Here is a 19,105-nt window from a genome sequence, read left to right as displayed (position 1 = left end):
TGGTTTATTCTAACATATAATACCTGATTACGGGGATTTTCTGTGGTATGATAGAGAATATATGTTCGAGGAGGATGTTTATGTTAACCGTTACGAGAATCAGTAAAGGCAAAGGCCCTTTCTATCGCGTAGATTTATCTGAAGGAGAAGCTTTACAAGTATCTGAAGATGTATTAGTACGCTATCGATTATTAAAAGGACGGGAATTAGACGAAGAAACTATCCAAGAGATCAAGAAGAGTAGCGGAGCTGATTTCGGTTTTCACCTAGCAATGAATTACTTAAGTTATCAGTTGCGATCGGAAAAAGAAATCCGAACATACTTAAAAGAAAAGGAAATCCTTCAAGAAGATCGAAATAAAATCGTAGCCCGCTTAAAAGAATTGGACCTTGTCGATGATTTGGTCTATGGGGAAAGTTATGTGCGTACGAATATGCGCTTAAGTGACAAAGGACCAAAGAAATTAGCGCAGCAGATGCAGCAAAAAGGTTTGAAACCTGAAATCATTGAACAAGCGCTCAGCCAATATACATTTGAAGACCAAGTTCAAAATGCACATCAGACAGCCGAAAAAGCGTTTGGAAAAAATCACGGAAAAAGCCAAAAAGAATTATTGAGAAAAATCCAACAAACATTGATGACGAAAGGCTTTTCTCAAGAAGTGATCCAACAAGCGATAGCTGATCTTCCGCAAGAAGCAGATCAAGAAATAGAATATGATTATTTAGTCAAACAAGGAGATAAACTATGGCGAAGAAATTTAAGGTTTGAACCTAAAAAAAGAAATCTAAAAGTAAAGCAAAGCTTATATCAAAAAGGATTTGATTTGGATATGATCCAGCGATTCATTACGGAAAAGGAAGAGGAAAGTGAATAAAGAATGGGAAAAATGGACAGATAAAGAAACAAAAGAATTTCAAGATCAGTTCATTCAATGGTATGAACAAGAAAAAAGAAACCTGCCTTGGCGCTATAATCGTGATCCTTATCGTATCTGGATCTCTGAGATCATGCTTCAGCAAACCAGAGTAGACACAGTGATCGATTATTTTTATCGTTTCATGGAATGGTTTCCTACAATTGAAGAGCTAGCAAATGCTCCAGAAGAAAAGCTTTTAAAAGCATGGGAGGGCCTTGGTTATTACTCAAGAGCCCGAAACATCCAAGCTGCTGCTAAACAGATCATGTCAGAATTTGATGGGGAAATGCCGCAAACGCCTGAAGAAATTAGCTCATTGAAGGGAATAGGACCATATACGACAGGCGCGATTGCAAGTATCGCATTTGGACTTCCAGAACCTGCAGTTGACGGCAACGTGATGCGAGTAGTCAGCAGATTGTTTTGCATTGAAGCAGACATCGCAAAAGCTTCTAGCAGGAAAATCTTTGATGAAGCGATGCGGAAAATCATTGATGAAAAGCATCCAGGTGAATTCAACCAAGCAATGATGGATCTAGGTTCAGCTATCTGTACACCAACTTCTCCAAAGTGTGAGACTTGTCCGATCCAAGCCTTTTGTTTAGCTAACAAACGAGGAATCCAAACGAGTTTTCCTGTAAAAACAAAAAAAGCAAAGCCAAAAGACGTTTATTATATCAGTGCGGCTCTTCAAAATCATTCTGGAGCGTATTATTTTGAAGAAAGAGATAGCCAAAAATTGCTGGCGAATATGTGGACATTTCCAATGATGGAAGTGACACAAGAGGAGTATGAGCGATTGAAAAAAGAATGGGAAACAAAGCCAGAAATCGATCTGTTTGATGACCTAGTAGCAGAAGAAGAGCAAAATCTCCCATTTGAAAAGCAGGAACTCTTTGTTTGGCAGACACGACATTTAGGAGAAGTTACTCATATTTTTAGTCATCTGAAATGGCATGTTCTCCTTTTTTACGGACGGGCAACCGAGGGAGCAGAACAAGAATTTACCGAGAACAAAACTTCGAAGTGGTTGAAGCCTGATGCATTTGATTCGGTCGTTTTTCCTAAGGTCCAAATGAAACTGGTAGATCAGTTAGAGAAAAATCGAAACAATAGGAATCCTTTCTAGGCAAAGCTCATTTTTATTGATATAATAATTATGATGTCGGTGTAATGAACACCCAAACACAAAGCACAAAATGCTGCTTAAGGAAGGGTTGCTATGGGAGTTCCAAAAGAAGGAGAGTTTGTGACGATCCAAAGTTACAAGCACGACGGCAAATTGCATCGAACGTGGCGAGATACCATGGTATTAAAAACAAGCGAACACTCTATGATCGGCGTGAATGATCACACATTAGTCACTGAATCTGATGGACGCCGATGGGTAACGCGCGAACCAGCGATTGTTTATTTTCATAAAAAATACTGGTTCAATGTAATAGCAATGATCAGAGAAAAGGGGGTTTCCTATTATTGTAATCTAGCTTCACCTTTTTTGCTGGACGATGAGGCCTTGAAATATATCGACTATGACTTGGATATCAAGGTATTTCCTGACGGCGAGAAACGACTATTGGATGTCGATGAATATGAGATGCACAGCAAAATGATGAATTATCCGAACGATATTGACTTCATCCTAAAAGAAAATGTGAAGATTCTGGTTGACTGGATCAATAATGGAGATGGCCCGTTCTCGGAAGGCTATATTGATATTTGGTATAACCGTTACAAGCAATTGTCGCGTAAGTAAACACAAAAAAGAACAGTAAGCCAGTGAGAGATTTTTCTCAAAAGCTTGCTGTTTTTTGCTTTTTTCGAAATAAATTTTTATAAAGTCTTTTTCATATAAATATGAGGCATGCCAGCATCTTCAAAAGGATCGCCGTAAGCTGTATATCCTAGTTTTTCGTAAAAAGTTTCAGCTGTGGACTGTGCCCCTAATAAAATCGTATTATAGCCTTGATTCTTAGCAAAGTTTTCTGCTTCTTCAATCAATATTTTTCCTAACCCTTGGTGTCTGTATTCAGAAAGAATCGCCATCCGCTGTAATTTCATTTTTCCGTTTTCTAAAGGCAAAAGACGTACAGTTCCTTGCGGTTCTTTTTTATCTGAGTACAGGACGAAGTGGATACAATGGGCTTCATCTTTGTCTATTTCTCGAGACAAAGGCACACCCTGTTCGACTACAAAAACTTGATGCCTGATCCGTACAGCATCTAAGTAAATATTGCTCATTGTATCTTTTGTTTGTACAACTTTCATGGTCTAGCCACCTTCCTTTCGTATAGTATACTGGAAAATAAAACAAATAAAAAGTATGGCAAGTTTTCAAAACGCCGATTGTAAAATTAAGCTAGACAACTAAAAAAGTCATTTGTGCTACACTCAAAATAGTTCCGTCCAAAGAATTATAAGGAGTGAGTACAAATGACCTATACCCATCTTACAACGGATGAACTTGTAATGATAGAGTCTTATTTCAAAATAAATCAATCTGTTGCGAAAACTGCGCATTGCTTGAATCGTTCAAGACAAACGATCCATAAAGTATACCTGTTCTTCAAGCAAGGAAGATCAGCCTTAGAGTACTATCAACAGTATAAGAAAAACAAATCAAACTGTGGTAGACGCCCGCTTGTTTTACCTGAGGAACAATCAGAATATATTCAAAGAAAGGTTGTTCAAGGATGGACACCCGATGTGATTGTTGGTCGTGCAGCGTTTCCTATTCGTTGTTCTGCTCGTACCATTTATCGTATGTTCAAAAAGGGGCTATTTAATCCTTCTGACTTACCGATGAAAGGCAAGCGTAAACCAAATGGACATCAAGAAAGACGTGGAAAACAAGCTTTCCGTCGCTCTATTCATGAACGTGAAAAAGATTATAGCCAATTCTCAAATGAGTTTGGTCACCTTGAAGGTGACACTATCGTAGGTTTGAAACATAAAAGTGCTGTAATTACCTTAGTTGAACGATTATCAAAAGTTATCATCACATTGAAACCGTGTGGTAGACAAGCGATTGATATTGAAAACAAATTAAATCATTGGTTTGAATCTGTACCGAAAAATCTATTCAAATCCATCACTTTTGATTGTGGAAAGGAATTTTCAAATTGGAAACAGATCAGTAATGCCAATGATATTGCCATTTATTTCGCTGATCCAGGAACGCCGTCTCAAAGAGGCCTAAACGAGAATTCTAACGGATTGTTACGTAGAGATGGTTTATTGAAATCTATGGATTTCAATTCAGTAGATGAATCTTTTATTCAATCTGTCGCATCGAAACGAAATAATATTCCTAGAAAATCACTGAATTATCGAACACCTTTGGAAGTATTTTTGAGTTACGTAAGTATTGATGATTTGTCTAACTTAATTTGACAATTAAGAAAAATAAAAAAAGAATAAAAGAATTTTTAACGAATATAATATATACTAGTAAGAAAGAAAGGAGGAAATCTATTGTTTGAAAAACTTAGACAGTCTAAACTAATGTTTTGGTCGCTTGAATTATTGATCATAGCTGCATTGATCATGATTTCATCAGAAATAAACTTTATTTTCGAACCGATCGGGACATTTTTTTCCACGTTATTTGCACCTGTACTGATTGCAGGCTTTCTTTACTATTTATTGAATCCTATTGTCAAGCTGTTGATGAAAGCAAAAATCAAAAGAATATGGGCTGTCGCAATTGTGCTGCTCCTTTTAGTTGCAGCAATTATTTGGATTTTACTTAGTGTCATCCCAAGTCTAGTACAGCAAATTTCCTCATTGGCATCTAATATGCCTGATTTCATCAAACAGGTAGAAAGCTGGTTAAAAGAGGTAGCCGAATTGCCTTTGTTCAAGGAAGTAGATATCAATAAATATTTTGAGCAATTAGACATTTCTTACGGGACAATCATTCAGCAATTCCTTAGTGGAGTATCCAATAGTTTAGGTTCGATCGTTGGAACGATCGCTTCGGCAACCGTAGTAATCATTACAGCACCATTCATCTTGTTCTATATGTTGAAAGACGGAGAAAAACTAGTCCCAAACATCCAACAGTTTTTCCCAGAAAAAAGAAGAAACCAAATTGTGGAGTTATTGGGGCAACTGAATAAAACATTGGCTAATTACATTAGCGGACAAGCAATCGAATGTTTATTCGTTGGTACCTTCACATTTTTAGGATATATGGTAATTGGTGTGGATTATGCTTTCTTATTTGGGGTCATTGCGGGATTGACAAACCTAATTCCATATTTAGGACCTTATCTAGGACTAGCACCTGCATTTCTAGTAACAGTCTTCAATGATCCGGTAAAAGCATTACTTTGTTGTGTGGTTGTGCTAATCGTTCAACAGTTGGATGGGAATATCATTTATCCTAATGTAATTGGGAAATCACTGAAAATCCATCCATTAACGATCATTATCGTTCTTCTAGTAGCTGGAAATATTGCCGGATTGCTTGGTATCTTCTTAGGTGTTCCTTTTTACGCAATCTGCAAGACGATCATTTCCTATATAATCAAAATCGTCAAAGAAGACAAGCAAAATGAAAACAAGAAGAAAATTGCTACGACCTCGTAGGTAGTTTTAGTACACTTGTTTTTATTGCAAAGAAAATTGCTTTGTGATACCATTTTAACGTGGCTATAGTGCCACGTTTTTTTCTATCGTAAACTAAAAATTAATTTTATAAGGAGAGAATGCGATTATGAATGCTGACCCTGAGAGTCAGTCGCTGTTAGCGCAGATTTTATTATTGATCGTTTTGACATTGATCAATGCTTTTTTAGCAGCTTCCGAAATTGCTGTTGTTTCGATCAATAAGAATCGAATCGAGCAAAAAGCTGATGAAGGAGATGTGAAATCTCAAAAGCTTTTAAAAATATTGCAGAATCCAAATAATTTCCTATCGACAATCCAAGTAGGAATCACTTTGGTCAACATTTTGTCTGGTGCTTCACTAGCTAATACTTTATCGGAACGGTTAGCTCCGGTATTAGGTGGCGGCACAGCGGCAAAAAATATTGCAAATATCATTGTGCTGGCTATTTTGACCTATGTATCGATTGTTTTTGGAGAATTGTACCCTAAACGTATTGCTTTAAATAAATCAGAAGAAGTCGCAAAGTTCACTTCAGGGCTGATACGCTTGATTGGTGTAGTAGCTAAGCCCTTCGTCTGGCTGCTTTCTGCTTCCACAAGTTTATTGGCGCGTATCACGCCGATGACTTTTGATGATGAAGATTCAAAAATGACCAGAGATGAAATGCGTTATATGCTTGAAAACGAAGGCGTATTGAATAATGAAGAATTAGAAATGCTCCAAGGGGTTTTTTCTCTTGATACGAAAGTTGCCCGAGAAGTCATGGTCCCACGAACGGATGCATTTATGATTGATATCAACGACACTGTGGAAGAAAATGTGAATGAAGTTTTATCCGAAAACTATTCAAGAATCCCTGTTTATAACGAAGACAAAGATAAAGTAGTCGGAATCCTTCATACAAAGAATTTACTAAAAGCTGCCCATAAATTCGGCTTTGATAATTTAGATATCAAGAAAATCATGCAGGAGCCTTTATTCGTTCCTGAAACGGTCTTTATTGATGATCTGTTATATGAAATGAAAAAGACGCAGAATCAGATGGCTATTTTATTAGATGAATATGGCGGCGTCGTTGGGTTAGCAACACTAGAAGACCTTTTAGAAGAAATCGTCGGAGAAATCGATGATGAATCAGATGAAGTTGAGAATCTTTATGAAAAAATCGATGAACACGAATATATCATCCAAGGACGTATGCTGATTGATGAGTTCAATGAAGCTTTTGACAGCGATCTGCATATGAGTGATGTAGATACGATGGCTGGTTATTTGATTACAGCATTAGGCATGATTCCGGATGAAGGCGAAAAGTTATCGTTTGATGTCGATAATATTACGTTGGTTTCTGAAGAAATGGAAGGTTCTCGAATCCTTAAAATCCGTGTCATTTTTCATGATCCGGAAGAAACAGAAGCGGAACCTGAAGAAGAACGAAGATACTTCAGAAAAGAATTCGAAGATGACGAGCCAAGAAGATAATTGGAAACTTGGTTATGAAAGACGTGTTGCTTGAATAAACAAGCAACACGTCTTTTCTTTTAGTCAGCTGACAAAAAAATATTTGACTCTTATGGTTTGGTGGCTTTTTCATTCGCTGAATCCATGCTATACTGATTCAGTTGTAGTAGTTGACAAAGGTTGTGAAAAAGCTATCCTGCATTAAGTAATAAGAGCAGCCAAGCAAAAACAGCTTTTCGTATTTTTGGCTTGGGTGGGCTTATTGCTGATAGGCTGTCTCTAGAACGCCGTTTACTCGGAAAAAGAGACTGCTACACGGCTTTTGTCACAGCCCTATATGAAATTGTCTTTCTTTAAGAGATCGGACAATCTGTGCCTAGAGAAAATATAAATAATTGAATGGAAGAAATGGAGTTAGGTTATGAATAATCCAGAATTAAAGCAACAAGTGGACAATCGCAGAACTTTTGCGATCATTTCCCATCCGGATGCTGGGAAAACAACGATTACAGAACAATTACTATTGTTTGGTGGGGCTATCCGTCAAGCCGGGACCGTAAAAGGCAAAAAAACAGGTAATTTTGCCAAATCAGACTGGATGGAAATCGAGAAACAACGTGGGATTTCTGTTACTAGTTCTGTTATGCAGTTTGATTATCAAGGGAAACGAGTAAATATCTTGGATACACCAGGACATGAAGATTTTTCTGAAGATACTTATCGTACTTTGATGGCCGTGGATAGTGCGGTCATGGTAATCGATAGTGCAAAAGGGATCGAAGCACAGACAAAGAAATTATTCCAAGTTGTAAAAAAACGTGGCATCCCGATATTTACTTTTATCAACAAACTAGATCGTGATGGTCGTGAACCATTGGAATTGTTAGAAGAATTAGAAGAGCTATTAGATATCGAATCTTATCCGATGAATTGGCCAATCGGTATGGGTAAAGGGCTAGAAGGTCTTTATGATATCTACCATAATCGTGTAGAGTTTTATCGTCCGGAAAATTATCAGGATGAACGATTAGTAGAATTGGATGAAGATGGACTGCTTCCCGAAAATCATCCTCTAACTGAAAATTCCTTATATGAACAAGTCTTAGAAGAAGTAGAACTAATCAAAGAGGCTGGAGATGCATTTAATCAAGAAAAAATTGCTCGTGGCGATCAGACACCAGTATTTTTTGGTTCTGCATTGACTAACTTCGGTGTACAGACTTTTTTAGAGACTTTCGTTGAATTGGCACCAGCTCCTTATGGACACAAAACACAAGATGATCAGATGGTAAGTCCTTATGAGGAAGAATTTTCAGGTTTCGTATTCAAGATCCAAGCAAATATGAATCCAGCCCATCGTGACCGAATCGCTTTTGTCCGAATCTGTTCTGGAACATTCGAACGAGGAATGGATGTCTGGTTGGAACGTACAAATAAAAAACTGAAATTAAGCAATGTCACACAATTTATGGCAGATTCGAGAGAAAACGTCGAAAAAGCAGTAGCAGGCGATATCATCGGTGTATATGATACAGGCAATTATCAGATTGGGGATACATTGTTCGAAGGAAAACTAAAAGTTGCTTATGAAGAACTCCCTTCATTTACTCCAGAGCTGTTTATGAAAGTGACTGCAAAAAATGTCATGAAACAAAAATCCTTCCACAAAGGAATCTATCAATTAGTTCAAGAAGGAGCGATTCAGCTTTATAAAACATATCTAACGGAAGAATATATCATTGGAGCTGTTGGTCAGCTACAATTCGAAGTATTCCAATATCGTATGTTAAATGAGTATAACGCCGAAGTAATCATGTCTCCAATGGGACACAAAATCGCTCGCTGGATCGATCCAGAAGATTTGGATGAGAAGATGAGTTCAAGTCGCAATATCTTGGCTCGTGACCGTTTCGACCAACCATTGTTCTTATTCGAGAACCAATTTGCAGAACGCTGGTTTGCGGATAAATATCCTAATGTAAAATTAAAAAGTTTGATGTAAAGAAGTCTTGACACAAGCTGCCCTGCATCAAGTAATAAGAATAGCCAAACAAAAACAGCCTCTCATATTTTGTTTAGAGCCGTGACGGATTTTCCGTGACGGCTCTTTTTACTATTTAAAAGGTTCAGTATAAATTCTTGTGTAAACGGCTGTGAGATTTAGGATGCCTTTCGGGATATTTCCATTAATCGCAGAAAGAAGTATTCATCATCTGGATACCCATAACCCTTACGTCTCTCAGTCTTGATCTTATTGTTGATACCCTCAAGTTTGCCAGTTGATATCCCGTATTTGGCGAACGTGTAGATCCCTCTCAAATGGTTATTTAAGAGACGCGCAAACCAAATAAAGTGGCTATTCTCAGTTGCCTTGCAGATGTCTATGATCCCTTCAAGTCTAACGCACATTTCCACCTCGTCATGTGAGTTGTATGCCTGGTCTAGCAAGTCTTTGACGAGGTCTATTGTGAAGAAGAGCTTGTTTTCTTCCAACAGCTCGTCATACCATGCTTCATTACCGCCATAAGCCTTTATTTCTGGTGTATTGAATATTTCACCAGCAGTAGACACTAGCTTGCCTTGACGGGCATCCTCGTCCTTCTGAACTAATGTGGACCTCTTAGACATCAAGATGTAACGTGAGTTCTTAAGCAACTTAGCAGCCTCTGGAGAGCCTTCTTCAGCCAGCCGTCTTTGTTCATCCTTTCTGATCTCTGAAACCACTTTATCGTTGAAATTCTTGATAATGTGGAAGCGATCATAGACGATGTCTAGCTTGGGATAGCGCCCTTTAAAAGCTTCTTCGAAGTCTGAATTCATGTCGCAAGCCACCGCCTCAACTTTTGACATCCACTCATCGCCAACATGATCCATAAACTCGAAAACAACGGCTTTCTTCTTGCCATGGGCTAAGTAGAGAATATACCCTGTTTCCCAGTCTATGATTGCGGTGGCGTACTTATGGCCATCGTGGAGCTTAAACTCATCAATGGCTAAGTATTTTGCCTGCCTTTCAGGTTTTATGAGTGTCTTGCCATCAGTTGTAAATTTAGACAGTAGAAGAGACTTGTGAATTGACTTTACAGTCATCTTGTCCAAGCCAGTAAGCCAAGCCACTGCCTTTAGAGTAAGGCCATAGCTTAACAGTTTCTCAGTGTATTCTTTTAAAGGTTTGGTGATGCGATAACCATCAGCTTTAAAAGGGATAGACTGGCTTCTAGTGTTGAATTGGCAATCAATGTTAAGACAACGAAAACGTGCATAGGACACTCTGATATTGGTGTGTACTCCACCAATAGCGACGTGCTTAAGGGTAGATTCTAAAGACCCATTTTTAACTAGTTTTCTTGAGCAATTAGGACAGAAGGTATCACCACGCTCATCTAGCTTTCCTACAAAGGTTAATCCACCTTCATTTTGAATTGGCTCGCCAACTTGAATAAAGTCGGTAAGACCAGAATTAAAGGATAAGACACCTTTGTTAGGCATAACATCTTGAGTAGTAACTGACAGTTCTGTATAATTCATAGTAAGAAGGGCTCCCCATGTTTTTGTCGTTATTAACATTGTAAGGGACAACCCTTCTTTTTTTGTTATCTAATTTCTATTTACACAAGAATTTATACTGAACCATTTAAAATCATAGAAATGTCTAATCAAAAAAATATAAAAATTATTTTGCGTACATATGATTAAAGAAAGGAGAGTGTGACACATGGAAACAGAATGGCAAAGACGTGAAAGAAAAAAACAGAAAAAAGAAGAGATGTTACGATTATGTCGATTATTAGATGTAAAAGACTGGGACAAAAACGAGCAAATTGCACAAAAAGTACGATCAATCATCCATAAAGAGGAAAAAGTTAAAAATAAAGACACACGTAGAACTGAAAATGAAAAGAGAAAAGTACAAAAGAAAAGAGAAAAATCAAAAAGCTAGAAAGAAAAAGAGGCTGAGACAGAAGCGTTTAACTCCAAGAAATAAGCTGGAATTCACAAAAATTTGAAAAGCAATTTTCGTGAATTTTAGCTTATTTCCGAAGGAGTTGCTTCTGCTTCCGCCGTTTATACGTGTTTAGAGCGTGAGACAAAAGTGTTCTTTACTTTTGTCCCACGCTCTTTAATTATTATGTTCAAAATTTGTTTACACGGCTAATGTAGCGCCTAATTCATGTTTTGGAATCGAGATTTCAACAAGGCCTGCCAATTCGATTACTTTGATTTCATCCTCGTGGTAAACGGCGTCTTTGATTTTATCTAAGAAATAATTTTTAGCATCTTCGATTTCTTTCGGCTGGATTTTACGTTTGTCATTGATCAGCAGAATTTCATTATGTTCAGGGGCTTCAGTGTAGACAATAGTGGTATTTCCGGCTGTGTAGACCTTGACTAGATGGGCATCAGTGTTTTCAAGCTGGTTTAATACAAGACGGGAATGGCTGTTTGTTACATTTACCAATTTCATGGCGCTCACCTCTTTTATGTATTTTTAATTGCTTGTTTCTCTTATTATAATTTCTTTTTTATAAAATGAACAGTATTTTGACTTTTCTGAAAAAAGAATGAGACGGCATTTCTCAAAGAAATACCGTCTCACGCTATAAAACTGGATTTATTCAGCCGTTTCTTCGGCTGATTCTTTAGCCAAACGTTCTGGTTTAGAAGTAACGATGATTTTTCCATCTTTATCCAGTTTTGCTTTCAACTCATGGATAGAAGGGTGATCAAGATAAAATTCAGCGATACCATCTTCGATTTGTTCTTGGATCGTGCGTCGAAGAGGACGAGCACCCATAGATGGATCATAGCCTAAGTCAACTAATTTTTCTTTGACATTCGTAGGAACTTCGATGTGAAGTTGCTGTGCTGCCAGCATTTGGTTGACATCGTCTAGCATTAGTGTGACGATTGTCATCAAGTTTTCTTTTGATAATGCACTGAATTCGATGATCCCGTCAAAACGGTTCAGAAATTCTGGTGTAAAGTAGTTGTTTAATTGGTTCAATACAGAACGAGTAACACCTTCGCGTGCCGCACCAAAACCAACGTTTGCTTCTACTTTACCAGTTCCGGCATTACTTGTCATAATGATGATCGTATCTTTAAAGCTGACCGTTCTTCCTTGTGCATCTGTCAATCGACCATCATCTAAGATTTGCAAGAACATATGCAAAACATCTGGATGAGCTTTTTCTACTTCATCTAACAAGACAAGACTGTAAGGATTTCTCCGTACTTTTTCTGTTAATTGACCAGCTTCTTCGTATCCGACATAACCTGGAGGAGAACCAATCAATTTAGAGACACTATGTTTTTCCATATATTCAGACATATCGAAACGAATCATTGAATCTTGTGAACCGAATAGTTCGTAGGCAAGTTGTTTCGCAAGCTCTGTTTTACCTACACCAGTTGGTCCAACAAATAAGAAGGAGCCGATTGGACGATTCTGTTTGTTTAATCCAACACGGTTTCGGCGAATCGCTTTCGCTACTCGATCTACAGCGTTATCTTGTCCGATGACATGAGCTTTCAAGTCATCTGCTAAGTTTTTCAGTTGTGTCTGTTCTTTTTCTTTTAATTCACCCACTGGAATACCTGTCCGTTGTTCAACGATTTTTTCCATATCTTTTTCGGTAATCACAGGTGTTTCCTCTTCAGTGAGCTGACGTTCTTTCATTTTTTGAAGTTTATTGATCTGATCGCGATAATAAGCTGCTTTTTCGAAATCTTCTTCTCGAGAAGCTAAAACTTTTTGTTCTTCTGCTTCTTGCAGTTTTTTCTCGATTGTTTTAGGATCAACGATTTGGATCGTCAAGTTTTTCTTAGAACCTGTTTCATCTAGCAAATCGATGGCTTTATCCGGCAAGAAGCGATCTTGGACGTAACGATTGGATAAAGTTGCGGCTGCTTCGATGGCCTCATCAGTATATTTTACATGATGATAGTCTTCATAACGTTTTTGCAAACCTTTCAAAATACTGATCGTTTCTTCGACAGTTGGTTCATCTACCCGTACAGGTTGCATACGACGTTCTAAAGCAGCGTCTTTTTCGATGATGCGGTACTCATTTAAGGTAGTAGCACCAACCATTTGCAATTCTCCTCGAGCTAAAGCTGGTTTTAAAATATTACCAGCATCCATATTTCCATCACCAGCAGAACCAGCACCGACGATTTCGTGAACTTCATCTATGAATAGGATCACATTTTCTGCTTGACGGATCTCTTCAATCAATTTTTGCATACGTTCTTCAAATTGTCCTCGTATACCAGTACCTTGGACTAAAGATACGACATCTAAACGAATGACTTCTTTGTCCATTAATTTTTGCGGTACATCACCATCTACGATTTTTTGTGCTAAACCTTCAACAACTGCTGTTTTACCAACACCTGGTTCTCCAATCAAGACAGGATTGTTCTTGGTTCGGCGATTTAAAATTTCAATGACTCGTTTGATTTCGTCATCGCGTCCGATCACAGGATCGATATCACCTTGTCGTGCTTGTTCTGTGATATTGATTCCGTATTCTCCCAATAAACCTTCTGAATTGCCTTGAGGTGGCTGACCACCATTGAAGTTGTTGTTTCCGCCAAATTGTGTTGGTGGTGTTTGCTCATAATTTCCTTGCTGTTGCATTTGGCGAGACATGGAACGGAAAAGATCGTCCAAACTGCCAAATCCAAATGGATCATTTTGGGCCATATTAGTCAGACCTCCATTTTGTTGATTTTTGATTTTTTGATAACAGCTCTGACAGTAATCGAGTTGTGTCCGCTGACCATTGACAGTGGCATACAAGTGAATCGTTGCCTCATTCTTGCCGCAGTTTTGACAAAGCATGAATCATTCACGTCCTTTCACAAAAATGGGTACATCCATATTTTACATCTCGTTTTTCATGAGGTAAAAGAATAACCCCTAGTTTTTTAAGAGATTTATGAGGTAGAAAAGGTGAAATCTCTATTGACCATTCCTGACCTTTGACTCTTATTATACTAAAAATAAAAAGGGAAGCAAGTAATTCGTTTCATATGAAAACAAAGAGGGTCAAAGGAAAGAATGATAAACGTCAGGAGAAGAGAAAGCGACAAGAAAAAGAAAATAAACACGTTTGTTATAAAATGTGAAGAAAAGGATGAAAAAGAATCCAGAATAATTTGAATACTTTTATCTGAAATTGAATGAAAACTGTTGTATCTAACGAAAAAAAATGTTAATCTTTACAGATGAAAGGGTGGCATTTGTTAGGATTCTCTGAATTACTAAAAAAGAAAACCCTCACATAAAAACAACACTCACTTAAAGGAGACCGATTAATATGGAAAAGAAAGAATTTCACGTAGTAGCAGAAACTGGGATCCACGCTCGTCCAGCTACACTATTAGTACAAACAGCAAGCAAATTTAACTCTGATGTAAACTTAGAGTATAAAGGTAAATCAGTAAACTTGAAATCAATCATGGGCGTTATGTCTTTAGGTGTAGGTCAAGGTTCTGATGTTACTATTACTGCAGAAGGTGCTGACGAAGCTGATGCAATGGCAGCAATCGTTGAAACAATGAAGAAAGAAGGCTTATCTGAATAATGGTTGAAATGCTAAAAGGGATTGCCGCTAGTGACGGTGTAGCCGTTGCAAAAGCTTACCTGCTAGTTCAACCGGATTTAACATTCAGTAAGGCAACAGTAGAAGATACTGCGGCTGAAGAAGCTCGTTTGGATGCTGCATTAGCTAAATCTACTGAAGAATTGCAGCAAATTCGTGAAAAAGCAGCGCAAAGCTTAGGTGAAGCAGAAGCGCAAGTATTTGATGCCCATTTGATGGTTCTTTCAGATCCAGAAATGGTAGGTCAAATCAAGCAAAATATTAAAGACAACAGCGTAAATGCTGAATCAGCGCTAAAAGAAGTAACGGATATGTATATCGGTATGTTCGAAGCAATGGAAGATAATGCTTATATGCAAGAGCGTGCTGCAGATATTCGTGACGTTGCTAAACGTATTTTAGCACACTTATTAGGCGTTACTTTACCAAATCCATCAATGATCAACGAAGAAGTGGTCGTTGTTGCACATGACTTGACTCCAAGTGATACAGCACAATTAGATCGCAATTTTGTAAAAGCGTTTGTAACAGACATTGGTGGACGTACTTCACATTCTGCTATCATGGCACGTTCTTTAGAAATTCCAGCAATCGTTGGTACAAAAGAAATTACTGCTAAAGTCAAAGAAGGCGATATTTTGGCTGTCAACGGGATCGAAGGCGATGTAATCATCGATCCTACAGATGAACAAAAAGCTGAATTTGAAAAAGCAGGTGCAGATTACGCAGCACAAAAAGCAGAATGGGAAAAATTAAAAAATGCAGAAACTGTCACAGCTGACGGCAAGCATTTTGAATTAGCTGCAAACATCGGAACACCAAAAGATCTAGTTGGTGTCCATAATAATGGTGGAGAAGCAGTTGGTCTGTACCGTACTGAATTCCTGTATATGGATTCTCCAGACTTCCCAACAGAAGATGACCAATATGAAGCTTACAAAGCTGTATTAGAAGGTATGGAAGGAAAACCTGTAGTTGTTCGTACAATGGACATCGGTGGAGATAAAGAACTACCATATCTGCAATTACCTCATGAAATGAATCCATTCTTAGGATATCGTGCATTGCGTATCAGTTTATCTGAACAAGGCGACGAAATGTTCCGTACACAAATGCGTGCATTGCTTCGTGCATCTGTTCATGGTAATTTACGTATCATGTTCCCTATGGTAGCTACACTCAAAGAATTCCGCGCAGCAAAAGCGATCTTTGAAGAAGAAAAACAAAAATTGATCAGTGAAGGCAAGGAAGTATCTGATACGATCCAAGTCGGCATCATGATCGAGATTCCAGCAGCAGCAGTCTTAGCAGACAAGTTTGCAAAAGAAGTAGATTTCTTCTCTGTAGGTACGAACGATTTGATTCAATACACAATGGCAGCAGACCGTATGAACGAACGCGTTTCTTACTTGTACCAACCATATAACCCATCAATTTTACGTTTGATCAAAAATGTAATTGATGCAGCACACGCTGAAGGAAAATGGGCAGGTATGTGTGGAGAAATGGCTGGAGATCAAACAGCTGTTCCATTGCTAGTAGGTATGGGTCTAGATGAGTTCTCAATGAGTGCGACATCTATTCTTAAAACGCGTAGTTTAATGAAACGCTTGGACACAGCGAAAATGGCTGAACTTGCTGATCGTGCATTGAAAGAATGCGATACGATGGAAGAAGTCGTTGAACTTGTTCATGAATATGTAAAATAAACAACGTATCAAAAGCTGGTGTGGCTTGTAAAAGAGCTACGCCAGTTTTTTTGTTCTTTTTTAAGAAAACGTTTTTGTCAGTAAGAATAGATAAAAATAGGGCTTAAGTTTGAGTGACAGTTTGTAGGCTATGTTATACTATATAAGTGAAGGGGGACGTAAGGTGAAGGTATTATTATATTTTGAAAGTGAAAAGATGCTTGCAAAATCTGGAATCGGGCGTGCGCTTGATCATCAAAAACGTGCTCTGACGGAAGTCGGTATCTCTTATACACTAGATGAAAAAGAAGATTATGACATCCTGCACATCAATACATACGGAATCAATAGTCATAATATGGTCAATAAAGCCAGAAGAGAAGGAAAAAAAGTTGTCTATCATGCGCATTCTACAGAGGAAGATTTCCGAAATTCCTTTATCGGATCGAACCAGCTTTCTCCTATCGTAAAAAAATATCTGGTAGGATTGTACCAAAAAGCGGACTATCTGATCACGCCAACACCTTATTCAAAACAGTTGTTGGAAAGCTATGGTATCCGTGTGCCGATTCAAGCTATTTCCAATGGGATCGACTTAGAGAAATATCGCCCTGATCCAATGAAAGAACAAAAGTTCAGAGAATATTTCAAACTGTCTCCGGATCAAAAAGTAATCATTTGTGTCGGTTTGTTTTTCGAACGTAAAGGAATCATTGATTTCGTAGAAATTGCTAAGAAGATGCCCGAATACACATTTATTTGGTTTGGTCATGTTCCCATGTACTCGATTCCTCGGAACATCCGGAAAATTGTAAAAGAAGATCATCCTGAAAATGTCCTGTTTCCTGGTTACATTCGTGGAGAGATCATAGAAGGTGCGTATTCAGGTGCAGATCTATTCTTTTTCCCTTCTTATGAAGAGACAGAAGGGATCGTTGTTTTAGAAGCTTTAGCAAGCAAACAAAACGTACTTGTTCGAGATATTCCAGTGTATAATGGCTGGTTAGAAGATAGCAAGAACTGCTATATGGGGAAGACAAACGAAGAATTTATCCGACTGATCCAACAGATTACCAATCAAGAACTACCGAGTACGACACAAGCCGGTTATCAAACAGCAAAAGAGCGAAGTATCAATAAAATCGGTGAAGAACTTAAAAATGTATACGAAAGTGTACTGAATGAAAAAGTCTCTAGCAAATTAAAAAAAGTAAATCAGGTCAAGGACTAGTTTGGAGGCGAAAAACATGAAAATCGGCTTTTTTACCGATACCTACTTTCCGCAAGTCAGCGGAGTTGCTACATCGATCAAAACATTAAAACAAGAATTAGAAAGACATGGGCATGAAGTCTATATTTTTACAACGACCGATCCTAATGCGGATAAGTTGGAAAAAGATGTGATTCGAATGCCAAGTGTACCATTTATTTCTTTCAAGGATCGAAGAGTTGTTGTTAGAGGCATGTGGTATGCTTATTTGGTTGCCAAAGAACTAGAACTAGATCTTATTCATACCCATACAGAATTCGGAGCAGGGATACTTGGGAAGATGGTGGCTAAGAAGTTGAAAATACCTCTGATCCATACTTACCATACGATGTATGAAGACTACCTTCATTATATCGGTAAAGGAAAAGTGATCAGGCAATCCCATGTAAAATACTTGTCTAGATTATTTGCAAATCATACGACAGGTGTAGTTTGTCCAAGTGAACGTGTTATTGATACATTACGCAGCTATGGTGTAATAGCACCGCTTCGCGTGATTCCTACTGGTATCGACATTGAAAAATTCAAACGTTCTGATATCACTCAGCAGGATATCAGCAAATTAAGGGAGTCACTAGGTCTTCAGGAAAACCATTTGATGATTCTTTCTTTAAGCAGGATTTCTTATGAGAAAAATATCCAAGCCTTGATTAATGGGTTTCCTCAGGTCATCTCCGCTTATCCTAACGCCAGATTAGTTATCGTAGGAAAAGGACCTTATGTAGAAGAGTTAGAGGAATTGATCTCAGAACTGCAGTTAGAAGAATTTGTGCAGTTCACAGGAGAAGTGGACAACAATGATGTAGCACTTTATTATAAAGCGGCAGATTATTTTGTCAGTGCTTCTACTTCAGAAACACAAGGGCTTACTTATACAGAAGCGATGGCAGCCGGAACACCTTGTGTCGTGGAAGGAAATGCTTATTTGAACCGATTGTTCGATCATCCTTCATTAGGGAAAACTTTTGAAACCGACGAAGACTTTGCACCAGCACTTATTGATTATATTTCCAGTGAAGTTCCTAAAGATCCAAAAGTTTTAGAAGCTAAACTTTATGATATTTCATCTACACATTTCGGCGAAGCTATGATCGAATTTTATCAAGACATGGTTGTTTATCATGAAGAAGAGATGCGAAGAAAAGAAGAAGAAGACTCGATTGAACGAATCAAAATAAAATTAAATTCATTTAAAAGATAAAATTCAAACATTTTTTATGAAAAAATCCTTGTTTCTAGCGTATACTAGCATAGAAGCAAGGATTTTTGATTTTTAGGAGGTCGAAAAAATGAAACTTGGTTTTATCGGAACAGGCGTCATGGGAAGTGCTGTCGCACGCCATCTACTAGAAGCAGGACACGAAGTAGCTGTCTATAATCGGACAAAAGCAAAAGCTGATCCTTTAGTAACAGAAGGAGCTATCTGGGCAGATACACCAAAAGCGGTAGCAGAACAAAGTAATATTCTCTTTACAATGGTAGGTTACCCCAAAGATGTAGAAGAAATCTACTATGGACAGTCGGGGATTTTTTTGGTTCAG

At 38.0% G+C, this 19,105-nt stretch carries 16 protein-coding genes and 1 pseudogene; 13 read left to right on the top strand and 4 right to left on the bottom strand.

From position 1 onward, the window contains the following. Window positions 1-80: 80 nt before the first annotated feature. The 3 genes from recX (at window position 81) to ntdP (ending at window position 2,676) form a co-directional block, all read left to right on the top strand. Window positions 81-878, top strand: coding sequence for a recombination regulator RecX (recX, locus tag IGL70_RS08870; RefSeq protein ID WP_002295398.1), 798 nt, complete (start codon window positions 81-83; stop codon window positions 876-878). Continuing rightward, window positions 871-2,049 carry an A/G-specific adenine glycosylase gene (gene mutY, locus IGL70_RS08865; protein ID WP_002296955.1) on the top strand — a complete coding sequence of 393 codons (1,179 nt, stop codon included), beginning with the start codon at window positions 871-873 and terminating at the stop codon, window positions 2,047-2,049. The genes recX and mutY overlap by 8 nt, the downstream gene beginning before the upstream one ends. 93 nt (window positions 2,050-2,142) lie before the next feature. Then, the gene (gene ntdP, locus IGL70_RS08860) at window positions 2,143-2,676 is read left to right on the top strand and encodes a nucleoside tri-diphosphate phosphatase (protein WP_002290817.1); all 534 of its coding nucleotides are present in this window, start codon (window positions 2,143-2,145) and stop codon (window positions 2,674-2,676) included. A 77-nt stretch (window positions 2,677-2,753) separates the two neighbouring features. Here ntdP and IGL70_RS08855 read toward each other — a convergent pair whose 3' ends face one another. Continuing rightward, a complete protein-coding gene (locus IGL70_RS08855) occupies window positions 2,754-3,188 on the bottom strand; it encodes a GNAT family N-acetyltransferase (RefSeq protein WP_002290819.1) in 435 nt (144 codons plus the stop codon). A gap of 165 nt (window positions 3,189-3,353) precedes the next feature. On the opposite strand from IGL70_RS08855, the gene IGL70_RS08850 reads away from it, so the two are divergent. The 4 genes from IGL70_RS08850 (at window position 3,354) to IGL70_RS08835 (ending at window position 8,998) form a co-directional block, all read left to right on the top strand. Next, complete coding sequence (locus tag IGL70_RS08850; RefSeq protein ID WP_113809460.1) at window positions 3,354-4,313, top strand: IS30 family transposase; 960 nt, start codon at window positions 3,354-3,356, stop codon at window positions 4,311-4,313. Window positions 4,314-4,394: 81 nt separating this feature from the next. Beyond that, on the top strand, window positions 4,395-5,513 hold the full coding sequence (locus IGL70_RS08845; RefSeq protein WP_002290821.1) for an AI-2E family transporter: 1,119 nt from the start codon (window positions 4,395-4,397) through the stop codon (window positions 5,511-5,513). Window positions 5,514-5,640: 127 nt separating this feature from the next. Continuing rightward, complete coding sequence (locus IGL70_RS08840; protein WP_002295395.1) at window positions 5,641-7,017, top strand: hemolysin family protein; 1,377 nt, start codon at window positions 5,641-5,643, stop codon at window positions 7,015-7,017. Window positions 7,018-7,417: 400 nt separating this feature from the next. Then, window positions 7,418-8,998, top strand: a complete 1,581-nt coding sequence (locus IGL70_RS08835) for a peptide chain release factor 3 (protein WP_002298237.1) — start codon at window positions 7,418-7,420, stop codon at window positions 8,996-8,998. Between the two features lie 158 nt (window positions 8,999-9,156). On the opposite strand, the gene IGL70_RS08830 is transcribed toward IGL70_RS08835, so the two are convergent. Then, window positions 9,157-10,524 carry an ISL3 family transposase gene (locus tag IGL70_RS08830; RefSeq protein ID WP_043921381.1) on the bottom strand — a complete coding sequence of 456 codons (1,368 nt, stop codon included), beginning with the start codon at window positions 10,522-10,524 and terminating at the stop codon, window positions 9,157-9,159. A 187-nt stretch (window positions 10,525-10,711) separates the two neighbouring features. Here IGL70_RS08830 and IGL70_RS08825 point away from each other — a divergent pair, with 187 nt between their 5' ends. After that, the gene (locus IGL70_RS08825; protein WP_002287661.1) at window positions 10,712-10,936 is read left to right on the top strand and encodes a hypothetical protein; all 225 of its coding nucleotides are present in this window, start codon (window positions 10,712-10,714) and stop codon (window positions 10,934-10,936) included. Window positions 10,937-11,140: 204 nt separating this feature from the next. On the opposite strand, the gene IGL70_RS08820 is transcribed toward IGL70_RS08825, so the two are convergent. Then, window positions 11,141-11,461 (bottom strand): DUF1827 family protein, encoded by a 321-nt coding sequence (locus IGL70_RS08820; RefSeq protein WP_002290825.1) that lies wholly within the window; start codon window positions 11,459-11,461, stop codon window positions 11,141-11,143. Between the two features lie 147 nt (window positions 11,462-11,608). Further along, window positions 11,609-13,843 carry an ATP-dependent Clp protease ATP-binding subunit gene (locus IGL70_RS08815; protein ID WP_104857815.1) on the bottom strand — a complete coding sequence of 745 codons (2,235 nt, stop codon included), beginning with the start codon at window positions 13,841-13,843 and terminating at the stop codon, window positions 11,609-11,611. 478 nt (window positions 13,844-14,321) lie between these two features. Here IGL70_RS08815 and IGL70_RS08810 point away from each other — a divergent pair, with 478 nt between their 5' ends. The 5 genes and pseudogenes from IGL70_RS08810 to IGL70_RS08790 all read left to right on the top strand — a co-directional run. Beyond that, window positions 14,322-14,588: a phosphocarrier protein HPr gene (locus IGL70_RS08810; RefSeq protein ID WP_002287602.1), complete on the top strand. Its 267-nt coding sequence runs from the start codon at window positions 14,322-14,324 to the stop codon at window positions 14,586-14,588. After that, window positions 14,588-16,315, top strand: a complete 1,728-nt coding sequence (ptsP, locus tag IGL70_RS08805; protein ID WP_002295388.1) for a phosphoenolpyruvate--protein phosphotransferase — start codon at window positions 14,588-14,590, stop codon at window positions 16,313-16,315. The genes IGL70_RS08810 and ptsP overlap by 1 nt, the downstream gene beginning before the upstream one ends. A 163-nt stretch (window positions 16,316-16,478) precedes the next feature. Then, window positions 16,479-17,525 (top strand): glycosyltransferase family 4 protein, encoded by a 1,047-nt coding sequence (locus IGL70_RS08800; protein ID WP_002323526.1) that lies wholly within the window; start codon window positions 16,479-16,481, stop codon window positions 17,523-17,525. A gap of 16 nt (window positions 17,526-17,541) precedes the next feature. After that, window positions 17,542-18,765, top strand: coding sequence for a glycosyltransferase family 4 protein (locus tag IGL70_RS08795; RefSeq protein WP_002287605.1), 1,224 nt, complete (start codon window positions 17,542-17,544; stop codon window positions 18,763-18,765). 88 nt (window positions 18,766-18,853) lie between these two features. Then, window positions 18,854-19,096: pseudogene (locus IGL70_RS08790) on the top strand (NAD(P)-binding domain-containing protein); the annotation flags it as partial. Window positions 19,097-19,105 lie beyond the last annotated feature (9 nt).

The sequence above is a fragment of the Enterococcus sp. DIV0901a genome, from assembly GCF_051711525.1.
Taxonomy (GTDB): domain Bacteria; phylum Bacillota; class Bacilli; order Lactobacillales; family Enterococcaceae; genus Enterococcus_B; species Enterococcus_B faecium.
The sequence above is the reverse complement of the archived record's forward strand: the minus strand, read 5'-3'. Positions and strand labels throughout refer to the sequence as shown.